This window comes from Janthinobacterium sp. 78, assembly GCF_003096775.1.
GTDB classification, from domain to species: domain Bacteria; phylum Pseudomonadota; class Gammaproteobacteria; order Burkholderiales; family Burkholderiaceae_D; genus Janthinobacterium; species Janthinobacterium tructae.
On record NZ_QENT01000001.1, the window covers coordinates 5584612 to 5600885 of the forward strand.

The window sequence follows — 16274 nt, forward strand, 5'->3', positions numbered from 1 at the left end:
GTCAGGCGACGCCGTGCAGCGCCAGCGCCCATTCGACGTGTTCGCGCACGATGGCCGACGGGTGCTCGCGGCGCGACAGCAGGGCCGCGACGATGTCGGCCTGGCCCCGGGCCTTGGCGGCCGCGTTGCCCATGCCGACGGCCAGGTTGCGCAGCCAGCGTTCGTGGCCGATGCGGCGAATCGCGCTGCCTTCCATGCGGCGGTTGAATTCCTCTTCCGTCCAGGCGAACAGCTGCACCATGCCGGCGCTGCCCAGGCTGTGGCGCTCGTCGAAGTCGGGTACCACGGCACGCTGGGCGAACTTGTTCCACGGGCAGACGGTCTGGCAATCGTCGCAGCCGTACACCTTGTTGCCGATCAAGGGGCGCATCTCGACGGGAATGGCGCCCTTCAATTCGATCGTCAGGTAGGAAATGCAGCGGCGCGCGTCGAGCTGGTACGGCCCCAGGATGGCTTGCGTCGGGCACACCGTGATGCACGCCGAGCACTGGCCGCAGCGCGGAGTCTCCGGCGGGTCGACGGGCAGCGGCACGTCGATGAGGATCTCGCCGAGGAAAAAAAAGGAGCCGCCCTGGCGGTTGATCAGCAAGGTGTGCTTGCCGCGCCAGCCCAAGCCGCCCTTTTGCGCCAGCTCGACTTCCATCACGGGCGCCGAATCGCTGAAGACGCGGTAGCCAAAGTCGCCGATCTCGCCCTTGATGCGCTCGGCCAGCTGCTGCAGGCGCGAACGCATCACCTTGTGGTAGTCGCGGCCCCGCGCATACACGGAAATGACGGCCGCCGACGGATCGGCGTCGCGCGCCGCCTCGTGCGTGCGCCAGTCGGGACCCAGCGCCGGCGGCAGATAATTCATGCGCGCGCTGATGGCGCGCACCGTGCCCGGCACCAGTTCGGCCGGGCGCGCGCGCCTCATGCCGTGGCTGGCCATGTAATCCATTTCGCCGTGATACCCTGCATCGAGCCAGGCTTGCAAGGGCGCTTCCATGTGCGACAGGTCCACATCGGCGATGCGCACCTCGGCAAAACCGAGCTCGCGCCCCCATTCTTTGATGGTGCGCGCCAGGACGGCGAGATCGGTGACGGTGGCGGACATAGGGGACTTTACGGAAAACGGCAGGCGCGCGGGCGGTTACAATGACAGCAGCCTCCATTTTATGCGATACCGAAGATAATGACCGAACACTTCAAAGCCCACCTCCACGACGAAGCCGGCACCGCCGCGCTGGGCGCCGCGCTGGCGCGCGCACTGGCGCCCGGCCTGGCGATCTACCTGCACGGCGACCTGGGTGCCGGCAAGACGGCCCTCACGCGCGCCCTGCTGCACGCAGCCGGCCATGCGGGCCACGTGAAAAGCCCCACCTACACCTTGTCCGAACCGTACACGGTGCAGCTTGATGGCCAGAGCGTCAATGTCATCCACTTCGACCTGTACCGCATGGGCAGCGCCGAGGAATTTCTCGACGCCGGTTTTCGCGAAGACTTCGACGGCCGCAATATCTGCATCGTCGAATGGCCCGAGAAAGCCGAACCGGTGCTGCCGCCGGCCGACCTGAATATTTATTTGAACGTTGCGGGTACAGGACGTGATGTAGAATTGCAAGCGTCTTCTGAATTGGGTCTGTCATGCCTTCACCGTCTCAAATTCGCCCCGAACCTTTGATCTCCTCGCCCATCACCCGGCGCACGGTACTCAAGGCCGGCGGCACCCTGCTGTTGTCCGTGTTCGCGCCCATGTCGGCGATGGCGGCGCAAATTCTCGCCGTGCGCGTCTGGCCGGCCGAGGACTACACCCGCGTCACGCTGGAAAACGACAGCATCCTGAGGGCGACCCACTTCATCGTCAAGGACCCGGAACGGCTGGTGGTCGACATCGAAGGACTGGAGCTCAATCCCACCTTGAAAGGCCTGGTGGCGAAGATCCAGTCGAACGACCCGTACATCAAGCAGGTGCGCGTGGGCCAGAACCGGCCAAACGTCGTGCGCCTGGTGTTCGACCTGAAAGAGGAAGTCACGCCGCAGCTGTTTACTCTGCCGCCGGCCGGCTCATACAACCACCGCCTGATCTTCGACCTGTATCCCGTGCACGAGCCGGACCTGATCGCGCAGATGATCGAAAAGGGCGACTGGTCGAGCGACCCGGCCAAGCCACCGATGGCCGGCACGCATACGCCGCCACCCGCGCTGCCCCTGCCCGACAGCGGCAAGCCGCCCGTGGCCATCGCGCCGCCGGTGGCGACCATCGTGCCGCCCGTGCCCGATATCCGCCCGGAACAGCGCCCCGAAGCGCGCCCCCTGCCGGGCCAGAAAGTGGTGCGCATGATTACCATTGCGCTCGACCCCGGCCACGGCGGTGAAGACCCGGGTGCCATGGGCAGCCGCGGCAGCCGCGAAAAAGACGTGGTGCTGGCCATCGCCAAGCGCCTGAAAACCAAGCTGGAACTGCAACCGAACATGCGCGTCATGCTCACGCGCGACGCCGATTTCTTCGTCCCGCTGGGCATGCGCGTGGAAAAGGCGCGCAAGGTGCAGGCCGACCTGTTCGTCTCGATCCACGCCGACGCGTTCATCCAGCCGACGGCGCGCGGCTCGTCCGTCTTCGTGCTGTCCGAAAAGGGCGCCACCTCGACGGCTGCGCGCTGGCTGGCCAACAAGGAAAACCAGGCCGACCTGATCGGCGGCGTGAACGTGAAAAACCACGACAAGCAGCTGGCCAGCGTGCTGCTCGACCTGTCGACGACGGCGCAGATCAATGACAGCATGAAGCTGGGCAAGGCCGTGCTGCGCGAAATCGGCGGCATCAACCGCCTGCACAAGGGCTCCGTCGAGCAAGCCGGCTTCGCCGTGCTGAAAGCGCCGGACATCCCTTCCATCCTGATCGAGACGGCCTTCATCTCGAATCCGGAAGAAGAAGCCAAGCTGACCGACAACGGCTACCAGGACCAGATGGCCGACGCCATCGTCACGGGCATCAAGAATTACTTTGCCAAGAATCCGCCGCTGGCGAAAAGCCGATTGACCTGACATGGACACCCGCATGAACGAGAGTACTTTTGGCCAATTGCCTGCCGTGACCATCCGTGCCGCCGATGGCGCGCAGGCTACCGTCACCCTGTATGGCGGCCACCTGGTCGCGTGGCAGACCAGCGATGGCCAGGAGCGCCTGTTCTGCAGCCGCGATTCCGCCCTCGACGGCAGCCGCGCCATCCGTGGCGGCGTACCCGTGATCTTCCCTCAGTTCGGCGCGCGCGGCACGGGCATGCGCCACGGTTTTGCGCGCGTGGCGACCTGGCAGCTGGAATCGACCGGCGACGCCGATGGCGCCGCCCATGCGGTATTTACCTTGCAGCACACGGACCTGCCGGATGCAATCGCCACCACCTGGCCCTGGGCCTTCACCCTGCGCCTGCGCGTGGCCGTCAAGGCGCAGTCGCTGGAGTTGAACCTGTCCGTGCACAACACGGGCGAGCAGGCGTTTCCGTTCTCGGCCGCCCTGCACAGCTATTTTGCGATCGATCAATTGAGCGAGGCGCGCATAGGCGGCCTGCAGCGCGTGCGCTATTCGGACGAGACGCCGCAAGATGCCTTGCAGGCGGAAGAGCTGTTGCAATTCGCGGACAAGCTCGATCGCATCTACTACCAGTTGCCGGGCGCCTTGACCCTGCAGTCTGGCAACCACACCCTGCGCCTGGAGCAGCAGGGCTTTACCGATGCCGTCGTATGGAACCCGGGCGCGCAAGACGCGGCCGCCCTGCCCGACCTGGCCGACGACGAATACCAGCGCTTCATCTGCATCGAGCCGGCCCTGATCCAGCCCGATACGCTCGCTGCTGGGGCGCAATGGACCGGCCGCCAGCACCTCGAATTCGTTTAATTCGATTCCTTGATGATGCGTCCGTTGGCTGGTTGAATCGGACGCGCATTTAACGGATACAAACGGCTGAACAGCGCCATCTGCGCCGGCGACGCCTGCACCGGCTGCTTCATCACCAGCCACAGCACGCCTTCGCTGCACGGCGGCTCCGTCATCGATCCCATGTAGGTGTAGTAATCGCGCCGCACCGGCAGCATCTCGGCCGGATCGAGCAGGATGGTCGGCTGCATGGTCTCGAATTTTTCCAGCGGCAGGTTATTCCACACCGTCTGGATGGTCGCTTGCGGCGCACCGCGTTCCAGCAGCAGGGCCAGCACGGCCAGCCGGCCTTCCGCATCGCGGTGCACCAGGTGCACCACCATTTCAAACGCCTTGCCATTGATGCGCTCTTCGGACGGGCGGTGGAAATGGAATTGCTGCAACTCGAACATGCGGTTCTGCACCGTGATGTAATTGCCGCCACTCACGCCCACCTGCACCGTGTGGCCATTGTCGACCACACTGAACGACGACGGGCGGTAGTCAAAGCTGATCTGTTCGAGTTCCACCTTCATGCCGTCGCGGATATCGATCGGCGACTGGCGGCTGCCATTGCCGCACTTGGCCCAGTCGACATTGATCTTGCTCCAGTTGGCCGGGCCGCTGTCGCCCTCGTACGACCAGTGCGTGCCGCGCGCCACGGGAGGTGGTGGCGGTGGCGCCGCTTTCACCACGGCAGCGCGCTTGGCGCGGGCGGCGGCGCGGGCCGCCTGGGTGGCGCGCATTTCCGCCAGGCGCGCCGCGATACGTTCGGACAGGTCGACTTCGGCCGCTTCTTCCTTCTCGCGCGCCGTGGGCGCGACCACGACAGGCGCCTTGACCTCCTTCTTGCCCTCCTTGCCCTTCACCGATTCGGTCAGGGTTTTCATGGCGGCCGCGCGCGCCGACGCCGACATCGGCGCGGACGCGCTGGCGCTCGCCGCAGCGGGGGCATCTTTGGCGCTTGCCATGACCGCCATCGCGGCAAGGCTGCAAGCTAACAGGGCGCTCAAATGTCGCATGGAAATCCAGAAAGAGAGAACACCCTCTGGTTTACGGCTGGAAAGCAACAAAACTTGAATCAGCGGGGGAGTAAAACAGAAACGAGGCAGAGAAAAACGGGATCCGGGGCCGGCTGCGGACTGTGCCGCAGCGCGCTTGCCCCGTATCCATGCGGCCTTACGCCGACTTGCCGACCATGCGCTTGTAGAGTTTCCACATGCCGCCCAGTACCACCGGCACCACGGCGGCGCCGACACCGATCAGCACGATCAAGGTCAGGTGGTCGCGGATCCACGGGATATTGCCGAAGAAGTAGCCCGCCGTCACCAGACCGACCACCCACAACAGGGCGCCCGTCACGTTGTACATCTGGAAGCGCGCATGCGTCATGTCGGAAATGCCGGCCACGAACGGCGCGAAGGTGCGCACCACCGGCACGAAACGGGCCAGGATGATGGTCTTGCCGCCGTGCTTTTCAAAAAATTCATGCGTGCGGCGCATGGCATCCTTGTTAATCCAGCGGTAATCGTGGGTAAACACCCTTTGCCCGATGGCCTCGCCTATCCAGTAATTGAGCGTATTGCCCGTGACGGCAGCCGTCACCAGCAAGGCAATCAGCAAGCCCAGGTGCATCTGTCCCGTCGCGCAAAACGCGCCGGCGATAAATAACAAGGTATCCCCAGGGAAGAAGAACAGCACCACGAGGCCTGTCTCGCAAAAAATAATGGCAAACAGCACTGCATACACGAGGGTACCGTACTGCTCGATCAAGAGACCCAGCGTCTTGTCGACATGCACGATCATGTCGAGGAATTGCACAAAATCCATATATTTTTCCCTAAAGGTAGCGGCGGAATCATACACCACCCGGCCAGCGCAACGGCAGTCCCCTGCCCGATATTTCAGGATTAATTATGTGCTGCCCTTGCGCGTGTGGCAATTTAAGTAAAGGTTAAGGAAACGCCGCCTCGGCAGGCCACTCTCAGTATTGCTATCTGCAATGTTTTTCCAACGAAATATTGCCATTCCGGTATACACTTTCTGACCGGTGCAATCCGCGCCGACCAGGAGAGAATATGTATCTGCATACACTGAGCGGCCTGAGCATGGCCAGCGTGCTGGGCCTTGCCCAGTTGTCCGCCCACGCGGCGCCCATCCAGATCAAGGCACCCGCCGAACTGCCCGCCAAGGCGACCTTGGCCGACGTGATCAAGGCTTCGAAACCGTCCGACTGGCGTGCGCTGGACCCGGACAACACCCTGTACATGGACATTCCCGCCGGCCGCGTGGTGATCGAACTGGCGCCCGACTTCGCACCCAGGCACGTGGCCAATATCAAGGCACTGGTCGCCGAACAGTATTACGACGGCCTGGCCATCACGCGCGCGCAGGACAACTGGGTGGCGCAGTGGGGCGATCCGAACGAGAAAAATCCCAAGCCGATCCAGCATGCCCGGCGCACCCTGCCCGGCGAATTCACGGTCCCTTTGACAAACATCAAGAGCTTCACGCGCCTGCCTGACGTCGATGGCTATGCGCCGCAAGTGGGTCATTCGAACGGTTTCCCGTCCGCGCGCGATCCGAAAACCGGCACGGCCTGGCTCACGCATTGCTATGCCACCGTCGGCGTGGGCCGCGACAGCGCCAGCGACAGCGGCGGCGGCACCGAGCTGTACGCCGTCATCGGCCAGTCGCCGCGCCACCTGGACCGCGACATCACCGTCGTCGGCAGAGTCGTCTCCGGCATGCCATTGCTGTCGACCCTGCCGCGCGGCACGGCGCCCATGGGCTTTTATGACAGCCCCGAGAAAAACGTGCCGATCAAGGCCGTCCGCCTGGCCGCCAGCGTGCCTTTGGCACAGCGCGTGAACCTGGAGGTGATGCGCACCGACAGCGCCGCCTACCAGGCCGTGCTGGAAGCCCAGCGCCACCGCGGCGGCCCGTGGAGCAAGGTCACGGCCGGCCACGTCGACCTGTGCAATGCGCCGATACCGGTGCGGGAGGTGGGGAAGTAAAGCGACCCGAAAGGCAAATTCCGGGGTCGTACCCTCAGGGTACGACCCCGGCCTTCGTTTTGGGTTTCGGGCATCAGCACAGCAGCGCCTCCCCTTGCGAACCCGTTATAATCAGGGCATGAACGCTCCCATTACGCCCCACCGCCCGATCCAGGCCCTGCCTGACCAGTTGATTTCGCAAATCGCCGCTGGCGAGGTGGTCGAGCGGCCGTCGGCTGTCGTCAAGGAATTGCTGGAAAACGCGCTCGACTCGGGCGCCACGCAGATCACGGTACGGCTGGAAGAAGGGGGCGTGAAACGCATCGCCATTACCGACAACGGGCGCGGCATCGATAAAGACCAGCTGCCGCTGGCCCTGGCGCGCCACGCCACGTCGAAGATCGCTTCGCTGCACGACCTGGAAAACGTGGGCACCCTGGGCTTTCGCGGCGAGGCGCTGGCCTCGATCGCCTCGGTGGCCGCCGTCACCGTGACCTCGCGCACGGCGGACGCCGCCCATGCGTGGGAAATCGTCGGCTCGCACAATGGCAGCGTCTCGCCGTCGTCGGGCGCGCACGGCACCACGGTCGACGTGCAAGACCTGTATTTCAACACGCCCGCGCGGCGCAAATTCCTCAAATCGGAGCAAACGGAATACGGCCACTGCGCCGAAGTCGTGCGCCGCATCGCCCTGGCGCGCCCCGACGTGTCGTTCTCGCTGTCGCACAACGGGCGCACCATCGACCAGTGGAATATCAGCGAACTGGCCAAGCGCAGCGCCCACATCCTCGGCAATGACTTCGCCGAAGCGCGCCTGGCGCTGGACGAGTCGGCCGGCACGCTGCGCATCCACGGCTTTGCCGGCCTGCCGACGGCATCGAAGGCACGCGCCGATGGCCAGTTCTTTTATGTCAACGGGCGCTTCGTGCGCGACAAACTGCTGGTGCATGCCGTGCGCATGGCCTACCAGGACGTGCTGCATGGCGACCGTTTTCCATCGTACGTGCTGGCGCTCGACCTCGACCCGGCGCTGGTCGACGTCAACGTGCACCCGTCGAAGATCGAAGTGCGCTTCCGCGACAGCCGCTCCGTGCACCAGTTCGTCTTCCATGCGGTGCAGCGCGCGCTGGCGCAAACGTCGGCCACGGCGTTTGGCAGCGTGCCAGCGCCCCTGCCGGCCGCCTCCAGTCTGAGTGGCGACAGCGGCTCGGGCACGGGCGGCCCAGGCATCTGGCGCCGCGAGCAGACGCAAACCTCGTTCGGCACACAATTCACGAATACCTTCGCACCAGCGGCACCCGGCGCGGCCCGCCCCTTCTTTGCCGACGCGCCAGGCGTGGGGCAAGACACGGCGGCCTACGGTGCCCTGTTCGGTGGCGCCGCCAGTTCGCCGATCACGCAGGTGGAACCGTACATCGCCTCGCCCGAAGCGATGGCGCGCGAAGAATATCCGCTGGGCTTTGCCCTGGCCCAGCTGCACGGCATCTACATCCTGGCGCAAAACACCAAGGGCCTGGTGCTGGTCGACATGCACGCCGCGCACGAGCGCATTCTGTACGAGCAGCTGAAGAACGCGCTGCAGGCGCAAGTGTCGGGCCAGGACATGCAGGTGCAATCCTTGCTGATCCCCGTGACGTTTTATGCGGACGCGATCGAGGTGTCGACGGCAAATGAAAACCAGGACACATTAAAAGCGCTGGGCTTCGACATCGCCGCCCTGTCGCCCACCACCCTGGCCGTGCGTTCCGTGCCGACCCTGCTGAAAAACGCCGACGCGCAAACCCTGGCGCGCGACGTGCTGCGCGACGTGCGCGAATATGGCGGCTCGCGCGTGCTCATCGAGCGCCAGAACGAATTGCTGGGCACCCTGGCCTGCCACACCGCCGTGCGCGCCAACCGCATTCTGTCGGTGCAGGAGATGAACGCCCTCTTACGCCAGATGGAGAGCACGGAGCGCGCCGACCAGTGCAACCATGGCCGGCCGACGTGGGTGCAGGTCGAAATTAACGCGCTCGATAAATTGTTCCTGCGCGGGCAATAACTTTCACCCCGAACGGCAAGGGCTGGGGTCGGACCCTCAGGGTCCGACCCCGGTATTTTGACGTTGGGGTGTGCATCACACAAAACATAGAGCACCATGAAAAACACTCCACACCTCCCCCTGGCCGTCGCCATCATGGGCCCCACGGCCAGCGGCAAGACGGCCAGTGCGCTGGCCATCGCGCAAGCCATCCCGTCCGAGATCATTTCCGTCGATTCCGCCCTCGTTTACCGGGGCATGGATATTGGCACGGCCAAGCCGTCGCAGGAAGAACTGGCCCAGGTACCGCATCATCTGATCGACATCATCGATCCGCTCGATGCGTATTCCGTGGCACAGTTCCGCAACGATACGCTGCGCCTGGTGAGCGAAATCTGCGCGCGCGGCAAGCTGCCACTGCTGGTCGGCGGCACCATGCTGTACTTCAAGGGCCTGGCCGATGGCCTCGACGACTTGCCCGGCGCCGATCCTGCCTTGCGCGCCCAGTTGGAGGAAGATGCAGCCGCCATCGGCTGGCCCGCCATGCATGCGCGTCTGGCGCAGCAAGACCCCATCACGGCCGCGCGCCTGGCGCCGCAGGACGCGCAGCGCATCGGCCGCGCACTGGAAATCATCGCCCTGTCCGGCCAGCCCATGTCGGCCCTGCTGGCCCGGCGCGAAAAGACCGTGCTGCCATTTCAATTGCAATCGTTCGCGCTGGAACCGTCGGACCGCGCCGTGCTGCACGCGCGCATCGCCACGCGCTTCGACCTCATGCTGAAAGACGATGCCCTGCTCGATGAAGTGGAACAGCTGCGCCGGCGCGGCGACCTGCATCCAGGCCTGCCCTCGATGCGCTGCGTGGGCTACCGCCAGGCCTGGGAATACCTCGATGGCCGCATCGACCGCGCCACCTTGCGCGAGACGGGCATCATCGCCACGCGCCAGCTGGCCAAACGGCAGCTGACCTGGCTGCGCTCGATGCCGGAACGCAGCGTCATCGATTGCCTGGGCACTGATCCAGCCTCGTCCATGCTGGCACAAATCCAGCCATTGCTAAAGTAACCACCACCGATGCGCACGCAGAAAAATCCGCACATTTTTTTGCACCGGCATTGACAAGGAAATCGGAAGACTGGATAATGCTCGGCTGTTGGGTGATATAGCTCAGTTGGTTAGAGCACAGCATTCATAATGCTGGGGTCGGTGGTTCAAGTCCACCTATCACCACCAAAGAACATCGATCAGGTTTTTTACTGATCAAAACCAGCATCCGGTCTGACCGGTCTGTTTGGTGATATAGCTCAGTTGGTTAGAGCACAGCATTCATAATGCTGGGGTCGGTGGTTCAAGTCCACCTATCACCACCAAGAATTTGCAGTATTGATAAACCCGCCCCTGCCCCGTGCAGCGGCGGGTTTTTTCATTTCCGGCAGCACCACGCATGCGGCCTGCGCGCAACACCTGCCCCATCCGCATGCAATCGGGGATTGTGGCAAGCCGCCTCTGCCGCTTACAATGAGAATAATTCTCATTCATATTAATGCCTCTCATGTCCGCCATCCAGCCCAGCCTGCAGCAGCAAGTGCACACGCTCTACAGCGAGCATCACGGCTGGCTGGTCGGCTGGCTGCGCAAAAAACTCAGCTGCCCGCATGGCGCAGCCGATGTGGCGCAAGATACCTTTTTACGCATCATCGCCTCGCGCGACGCGCTGTTCGGCATGCGCGAGCCGCGCGCCTACTTGTCCACCACGGCGAAGCGCTTGCTGCTCGACCGCGCGCGCCGGCAAATACTCGAGCGCAGCTATCTGGCGGAACTGGCCCTGCTGGCCGACAGCCTGCCCGGCGCGCCGTCGCCGGACGAGATCCTGATGGCCGTGCAGGCGCTCGGGCAAATCGCCACGGCGCTGGACGGCTTGTCCAGCAAGGCACGCGACGCCTTTTTGCTGCATTACCTGGAAGAGCTGCCGCAGGCCGCCGTCGCCGCGCAACTGAACGTCTCCACGCGCATGGTGCAAAAATACCTGGTGCAAGCCTTGCTGGCCTGCCGCCACGCCTGCCCGGCCATGGCGGCATGAATAGCCCCCGCGCGGATATCGCCGCCGAACTGGCCGCCCGCTGGATCGTGCGCCTGAGCGCCGACGACCCGGCCGAGCGCGACACCGCACAGGCCGGCTTCGCCGCGTGGAAGGCGGCCGACCCGCGGCACGCGAGCGCGGCCGCCGGCATGGAAAACCTGCTGCGTCAATTGAGCGCCGTGCGCGAGCCGGCCGGCGGCGACCATCGACCCGCGCGCGCCGCCCTGGCCGCCATCGCGCCCGAGCGTCCCCGCCAGCGTCTGCGCCAGGTGGCCGCCGCCAGCGCCGTGGCCGTAATGCTGCTGACCGGCGCGCTGGCTCTCGGCGAGCGCCCCGCCTACCTGCTGGCCGACCTGCGCAGCCCCACCGGGCAATGGTCCACGCATACGCTGGCCGATGGCAGCCGCCTCACCCTGGCCGGCGGCAGCGCCGTCAACGTGCATTTCAATGCGGGCGAGCGGCATGTGGAGCTGGTGCGTGGCGACATCCTCGTCGACGTGGCCAAGGATGCGCAGCGCCCTTTCATCGTCGACAGCAAGCAGGCGGCGATCCGCGCGCTGGGCACGCGTTTTACCGTGCGCAGCGAAGACGGCGCCACCATCCTGAGCATGCTGGAATCCACAGTGCTGGCGCAGGTGCCGCAACATCCGGCCGTCGTGGTGCAGGCGGGCCAGCGCACGCGCATCACGGACGATGGCGTCGGGCCGCTGACCAGCATCGATGCGGCCAGCGTGCACGATGCCTGGCGCGCGCGACAGCTGGTGGTCGACGACTTGCCGCTGGCCGAGGTGCTCGACGAACTGGCGCGTCACCGTCCCGGCCAGCTGCACTACGACCGCGCGCAGATCGCCGGCATCCGCGTGGCCGCCGTGCTGCCGCTGGACGATACGGACAAGGCGCTGCAGCTACTCATCGACAATTTCCCGCAGCTGCGCATCCGCATGCTGACGCGCTATCTGGTGATGGTGGACGCTCCGGCCAAAAAATAGTGCGCATTATTTCGCGTGCGTGGTTCCACTTTGCGCATCTCGTGCGTCAAGGCAGCTGAGATCAATCAAAAAAGGCTGTCACCATGTCCGCTCTTATCGTTACCGTTTCCTCACCGCGCGCGCTGCGCACGCGGCTGCATCCATTCGCCCTGGCTGTCCTGCTGCTCGCCAGCGCCGGCCTGCACGCCCAGGCAGTTGCGCAAACGGCGCCGGCAACCGCCAGCTACAGCATCCCCGCCGGTCCGCTGGCCGGCGCCCTGAACCGCTATGCGCAGCAGGCGGGCGTGTCCATCGTCATCGATGCTGCCAAGGTCCAGGGCTTGACCAGTGCCGGGCTGCAGGGCAGCTACGCCATCGAGGACGGTTTCGCCATGCTGCTGCGCGGCAGCGGCTACGCCATCGGCAAGACGGCGACCGGCTATGTGCTGGTGGCCGCGCCTGCAGTCGCCACTCCCACGGCAGCGGCAAGTAGCGCTTCGGCGGCCGAGCGCACCATGCCCGCGATTACCATCGTCGGCCAGGCCGAGCAAGGCGCCACCACGGAAGGCAGCGGCTCCTACACGGCGCGTAAAATCACCCTCGGCAAGGGCGAGCAAGCGATGAAGGACATGCCCCAATCGGTCAGCGTGCTGACGCGCCAGCGCCTGGACGACCAGGGCATCACGGACTTGCGCGAAGCCGTCAACAACGTCACCGGCGTGGTGGGCGTGCATGGCGTGGGGCCGGGCGTGGTGATCACGGCGCGCGGCTTCCAGATCGACCAGTGGCAGTACGACGGCGTACCGATCGACCGCAACACCTATGCGCTGGGTAACTGGGGCCAGGAAAACATGGTCATCTACGACCGCCTGGAAGTGCTGCGCGGCGCTTCCAGCCTGCTCGAAGGCAGGGGCAGCCCTGGCGGCTCCGTCAACCTGGTGCGCAAGCGTCCGCTGGCCACGCGCCAGGTCGCGTTCACGGCCCGCGCCGGCTCGTGGGACCATTACGGCGCCCAGCTTGACGTCAGCACGCCGCTGAATGCGGACGGCAGCCTGCGCGGACGCGCCATCGTCGATGAAGACGATACCCACTCCTTCATCGACCAGGTCTGGATCAGGAACCGCACCGTGTATGCGGCGCTCGACTACGACCTCGGTCCCGCTACCACCCTGGGTCTGGCTGTGAGCAACGTCAACGGGCGTGGCCGCCCGATGTTCGTCGGCCTGGCGCGCTACGCCGACGGCAGCGAACTGGGACTGCCTCGTTCGACCTATACGGGCGCCGACTGGAACCGCAGCAAGGTGGAACAGACCACTGTCAACCTGGACCTGGAGCACCACTTCAACAGCCAGTGGAGCTTCAAGACGGCCGCGCTGGGCGTCAATGAAAGCACCAATTCGACCCACCAGCGCATGGCCGGCACCATCAAGGCCGATGGCAGCGGTTCCATGTACGGCGACTTCTCCACCGATTTCAAGAACCAGAAGCGCGGCATCGACGCCTTTGTGCGCGGCAAATTCGATGGCCTGGGCATCGCGCAGGAAGTCGTCGTCGGTGCCAGCTATGTGAAGTTCCATTCCGACGACCGCTATGCGCGCGCCTGGACACAAGGCGCGCAGATCTTCAATATCGATCATCACCGCCCATGGCAGGATTTCGACACCATCGCCGCGCGCGGCGTGAGCTCCAGCAGCACTTACGACATGCGCCAGAAAGGCCTGTACGGCAGCTGGAACGGCCAGCTGACAAGCCATCTGAAAGCCCTGCTGGGCGGGCGTTTCAGCTGGTATGACTTCGTGTATGCCCCAATGGGTGGCACAGCGGACACCACCCGTGTCACGGCCAAGTTCACGCCATCGGCAGCCCTGCTGTATGCGCTGACGCCGCAATGGTCCACCTACGCCAGCTATGCGGGCGTGTTCCAGCCGCAGACGAACCGCAACGCGGCGGGCCAGATCCTCAAGCCGATCACGGGCGACAGCTACGAAGCGGGCGTCAAGGCCGAACTGCTGGACGGTAAAGTCAATACCTCGCTGGCCGTGTTCCGCTACGAACACAAGGACCGCGCCGTCAACGATTACGCGGCCGGTTTCGCCTGCGACGGCTGGTACTGCTCGCGCGCCTCGGGCAAGGTGCGCAGCCAGGGCCTGGAAGCGGAAGTATCGGGCGAAGTGGCGCGCGGCCTGCAGCTGTCGGCCGGCTATGCCTATACGACGACGACCTATCTCGACGATCCAGATAACAAGGGCGAGGTCTTCTCGACCTGGACGCCGAAGCATATGCTGCGCCTGTGGTCCGGCTATACCCTGCCCGGCGAGTGGAGCAAGTTCAGTGTCGGCGCCGGCGTGAACATGCAAAGCCATACGCTGGACTTCGGCCGCTCGTTCGACGTGGCCGGCTTCTCGCTGTGGAACGCGCGCCTGGCCTGGCAAGCCACGCCGCAGCTGTCGCTGGCCGTCAACGTCAACAACCTGTTCGACAAGCGCTATGTGATCCCGTCGTATAACGACACGGGCGGCAATAACCACTTTGGCGACCCGCGCAACGTGCAGTTCACCCTGAAGTACACGCCGAAGTGGTAAGCAGGTCTGTCGGCCAGGATGATGGCGTGGTGCAGGCGCCATAAAAAAACCCCGGAAGCTGGCATCGAGCTTCCGGGGTTTTTTACATAAGGGGATGGGCGCGGGCGTTTATTCCCACGCTTCCTTGCCTGCCCTCGGCTTGCCCACCATCAGCAGCGCGCCCAGGGTCAGCAAGGCTGCCAGCGACAGGTAATAGCCCACGTATTGCAAGCCATGGTTGGTGGCCAGCCAGGTGGCGATGTACGGCGCCAGCGAGGCGCCGAGGATACCGGCCAGGTTGAACGTCAGCGAGGCGCCCGTGTAGCGCACTTCGGGCGGGAACAGCTCGGACAGCATGGTGCCCAGCGGTCCGTAGGTCATGCCCATCAGGCCCAGGCCGACAGCCATGAAGAGCGTCACTTCCCAGGTCACGCCGGAGCCGAACATGGGCGCCAGCACCAGGCCGAAGATGGCGATGGCGACGGAAACCCAAATCATGGTGGCGCGGCGGCCGCGGCGGTCGGCCAGCACGGCCGAAAACGGAATCGTCAGGGCGAAGAACAGCACGGCAAACAGCTGCACAACGAGGAATTCCTTGCGCGTGAAGCCCAGCTTGGTCGTGCCCCAGCTCAAGGCAAACACCGTCATCAGGTAGAACAGCACGAAGGTGGCCAGGGCAATGATGGTGCCCAGGAACAGCATGCGGCCATGCTGGCGGAACACGGTGGCGACCGGCAGTTTGACGACTTCGTTCTTCTCGATGACTTTCTGGAAGTCCGGTGTTTCCGTGATCTTCAGACGCACATACAGGCCGACGATGACCAGCAGCGCGCTGGCCAGGAAGGGGATGCGCCAGCCATAGCTGAAGAATTGCTCATCGGTCAGGGTTTCACTGAGCAGCAGGAAGATGCCGCCCGACAGGAAGAAGCCGATCGGTGCGCCCAGCTGCGGGAACATGCCGTACCAGGCGCGTTTGCCCGGTGGCGCGTTTTCCGTGGCCAGCAGCACCGCGCCGCCCCATTCTCCGCCCAGACCCAGGCCCTGGCCGAAACGGCACAGCGCCAGCAGCAACGGCGCCAGGGTACCGATGGCGGCATACGTCGGCAGCAAGCCGATGATGACGGTCGAGATACCCATGGTCAGCAAGGCCGCCACGAGAGTGGCCTTGCGGCCGATGCGGTCGCCGAAGTGGCCGAACACGGCCGAGCCGATGGGGCGGGCGAAGAAGGCGATGGCGAACGTGGCCAGCGACTGCAGCACGGCGGCCGACGGGTCGCCGGCAGGGAAGAACAGTTTCGGGAACACCAGCACGGCAGCGGTGGCGTAGATATAAAAGTCGAAGAACTCGATGGTGGTGCCGATCAGGCTGGCGAACAGCACCGTGCCGGGGGAATTTTTCTTGGGGGGGGTGCTCGGGGGCTTGCTCATTTACTGCGCTCCTTGGGGAGGGTGTCTAAAGGCCATTCTCTGGATGTTTTTTCAGGCAGCAGCACAGCACGTTGTCTCCGTGTCGTTCGCATATCATAGCCTTGCGTGCATGCATTTGCCGCGCATTTGCTATTCAATTTGCAAACAAAAAAACAACGGTTTTTGTTGCCGTAGCGAACTACCGGCAACGCGCGCCAACGCGCCGTGATCAGTGCTGATTTAGAGAAACAACGGTCGTGCGCCATCCGGTTACCCGGGGCACGGCAGGAAAGGCGTCAGGGGATGGGCGACGTGTATCAGGCCCGGCGTATCGCCAGGCATTCCGTACCAGA

13 protein-coding genes and 2 tRNA genes are annotated in these 16274 nt (G+C 64.4%); 11 read left to right on the plus strand and 4 right to left on the minus strand.

Going from position 1 to position 16274, the window contains the following annotated elements; translation table 11 throughout:
• Nucleotide 1 precedes the first annotated feature (1 nt).
• Nucleotides 2-1093 carry a tRNA epoxyqueuosine(34) reductase QueG gene (gene queG, locus C8C92_RS24520; RefSeq protein WP_116745495.1) on the minus strand — a complete coding sequence of 364 codons (1092 nt, stop codon included), beginning with the start codon at nucleotides 1091-1093 and terminating at the stop codon, nucleotides 2-4.
• A 78-nt stretch (nucleotides 1094-1171) separates the two neighbouring features.
• On the opposite strand from queG, the gene tsaE reads away from it, so the two are divergent.
• The 3 genes from tsaE to C8C92_RS24535 are packed head-to-tail and all read left to right on the plus strand — an operon-like array spanning nucleotide 1172 to nucleotide 3871.
• Complete coding sequence (gene tsaE, locus C8C92_RS24525) at nucleotides 1172-1660, plus strand: tRNA (adenosine(37)-N6)-threonylcarbamoyltransferase complex ATPase subunit type 1 TsaE (RefSeq protein ID WP_034780043.1); 489 nt, start codon at nucleotides 1172-1174, stop codon at nucleotides 1658-1660.
• Nucleotides 1624-3021, plus strand: a complete 1398-nt coding sequence (locus tag C8C92_RS24530; RefSeq protein ID WP_116745496.1) for an N-acetylmuramoyl-L-alanine amidase — start codon at nucleotides 1624-1626, stop codon at nucleotides 3019-3021. Before tsaE ends, C8C92_RS24530 begins: the two co-directional genes overlap by 37 nt.
• Nucleotides 3022-3034: 13 nt before the next feature.
• Nucleotides 3035-3871, plus strand: a complete 837-nt coding sequence (locus C8C92_RS24535) for a D-hexose-6-phosphate mutarotase (protein WP_243420347.1) — start codon at nucleotides 3035-3037, stop codon at nucleotides 3869-3871.
• On the opposite strand, the gene C8C92_RS24540 is transcribed toward C8C92_RS24535, so the two are convergent.
• Together C8C92_RS24540 and C8C92_RS24545 are read right to left on the minus strand one after the other, a co-directional pair.
• Complete coding sequence (locus C8C92_RS24540) at nucleotides 3868-4860, minus strand: carbonic anhydrase family protein (RefSeq protein ID WP_243420348.1); 993 nt, start codon at nucleotides 4858-4860, stop codon at nucleotides 3868-3870. The genes C8C92_RS24535 and C8C92_RS24540 overlap by 4 nt on opposite strands.
• A gap of 208 nt (nucleotides 4861-5068) precedes the next feature.
• Nucleotides 5069-5719 carry a VTT domain-containing protein gene (locus tag C8C92_RS24545; protein ID WP_071075583.1) on the minus strand — a complete coding sequence of 217 codons (651 nt, stop codon included), beginning with the start codon at nucleotides 5717-5719 and terminating at the stop codon, nucleotides 5069-5071.
• A 248-nt stretch (nucleotides 5720-5967) separates the two neighbouring features.
• Between C8C92_RS24545 and C8C92_RS24550 the strand changes: the two genes are divergently transcribed.
• The 8 genes from C8C92_RS24550 to C8C92_RS24585 all read left to right on the plus strand — a co-directional run bounded on the left by C8C92_RS24550 (nucleotide 5968) and on the right by C8C92_RS24585 (nucleotide 14535).
• Nucleotides 5968-6906 carry a peptidylprolyl isomerase gene (locus tag C8C92_RS24550; RefSeq protein WP_116745498.1) on the plus strand — a complete coding sequence of 313 codons (939 nt, stop codon included), beginning with the start codon at nucleotides 5968-5970 and terminating at the stop codon, nucleotides 6904-6906.
• A gap of 118 nt (nucleotides 6907-7024) precedes the next feature.
• The gene (gene mutL / locus C8C92_RS24555) at nucleotides 7025-8926 is read left to right on the plus strand and encodes a DNA mismatch repair endonuclease MutL (RefSeq protein ID WP_116745499.1); all 1902 of its coding nucleotides are present in this window, start codon (nucleotides 7025-7027) and stop codon (nucleotides 8924-8926) included.
• Between the two features lie 96 nt (nucleotides 8927-9022).
• On the plus strand, nucleotides 9023-9970 hold the full coding sequence (gene miaA / locus C8C92_RS24560) for a tRNA (adenosine(37)-N6)-dimethylallyltransferase MiaA (RefSeq protein WP_116745500.1): 948 nt from the start codon (nucleotides 9023-9025) through the stop codon (nucleotides 9968-9970).
• A gap of 91 nt (nucleotides 9971-10061) precedes the next feature.
• Nucleotides 10062-10138 (plus strand) — tRNA-Met (locus C8C92_RS24565).
• 60 nt (nucleotides 10139-10198) lie between these two features.
• Nucleotides 10199-10275, plus strand: a tRNA-Met gene (locus C8C92_RS24570).
• A gap of 182 nt (nucleotides 10276-10457) precedes the next feature.
• Nucleotides 10458-10985 (plus strand): sigma-70 family RNA polymerase sigma factor, encoded by a 528-nt coding sequence (locus C8C92_RS24575; RefSeq protein WP_207781045.1) that lies wholly within the window; start codon nucleotides 10458-10460, stop codon nucleotides 10983-10985.
• On the plus strand, nucleotides 10982-11974 hold the full coding sequence (locus C8C92_RS24580) for a FecR domain-containing protein (protein WP_116745502.1): 993 nt from the start codon (nucleotides 10982-10984) through the stop codon (nucleotides 11972-11974). Before C8C92_RS24575 ends, C8C92_RS24580 begins: the two co-directional genes overlap by 4 nt.
• Nucleotides 11975-12057: 83 nt before the next feature.
• Nucleotides 12058-14535, plus strand: coding sequence for a TonB-dependent receptor (locus C8C92_RS24585; protein ID WP_116745503.1), 2478 nt, complete (start codon nucleotides 12058-12060; stop codon nucleotides 14533-14535).
• A gap of 108 nt (nucleotides 14536-14643) precedes the next feature.
• Here C8C92_RS24585 and C8C92_RS24590 read toward each other — a convergent pair whose 3' ends face one another.
• Nucleotides 14644-15942 (minus strand): MFS transporter, encoded by a 1299-nt coding sequence (locus C8C92_RS24590; RefSeq protein ID WP_116745504.1) that lies wholly within the window; start codon nucleotides 15940-15942, stop codon nucleotides 14644-14646.
• Nucleotides 15943-16274 lie beyond the last annotated feature (332 nt).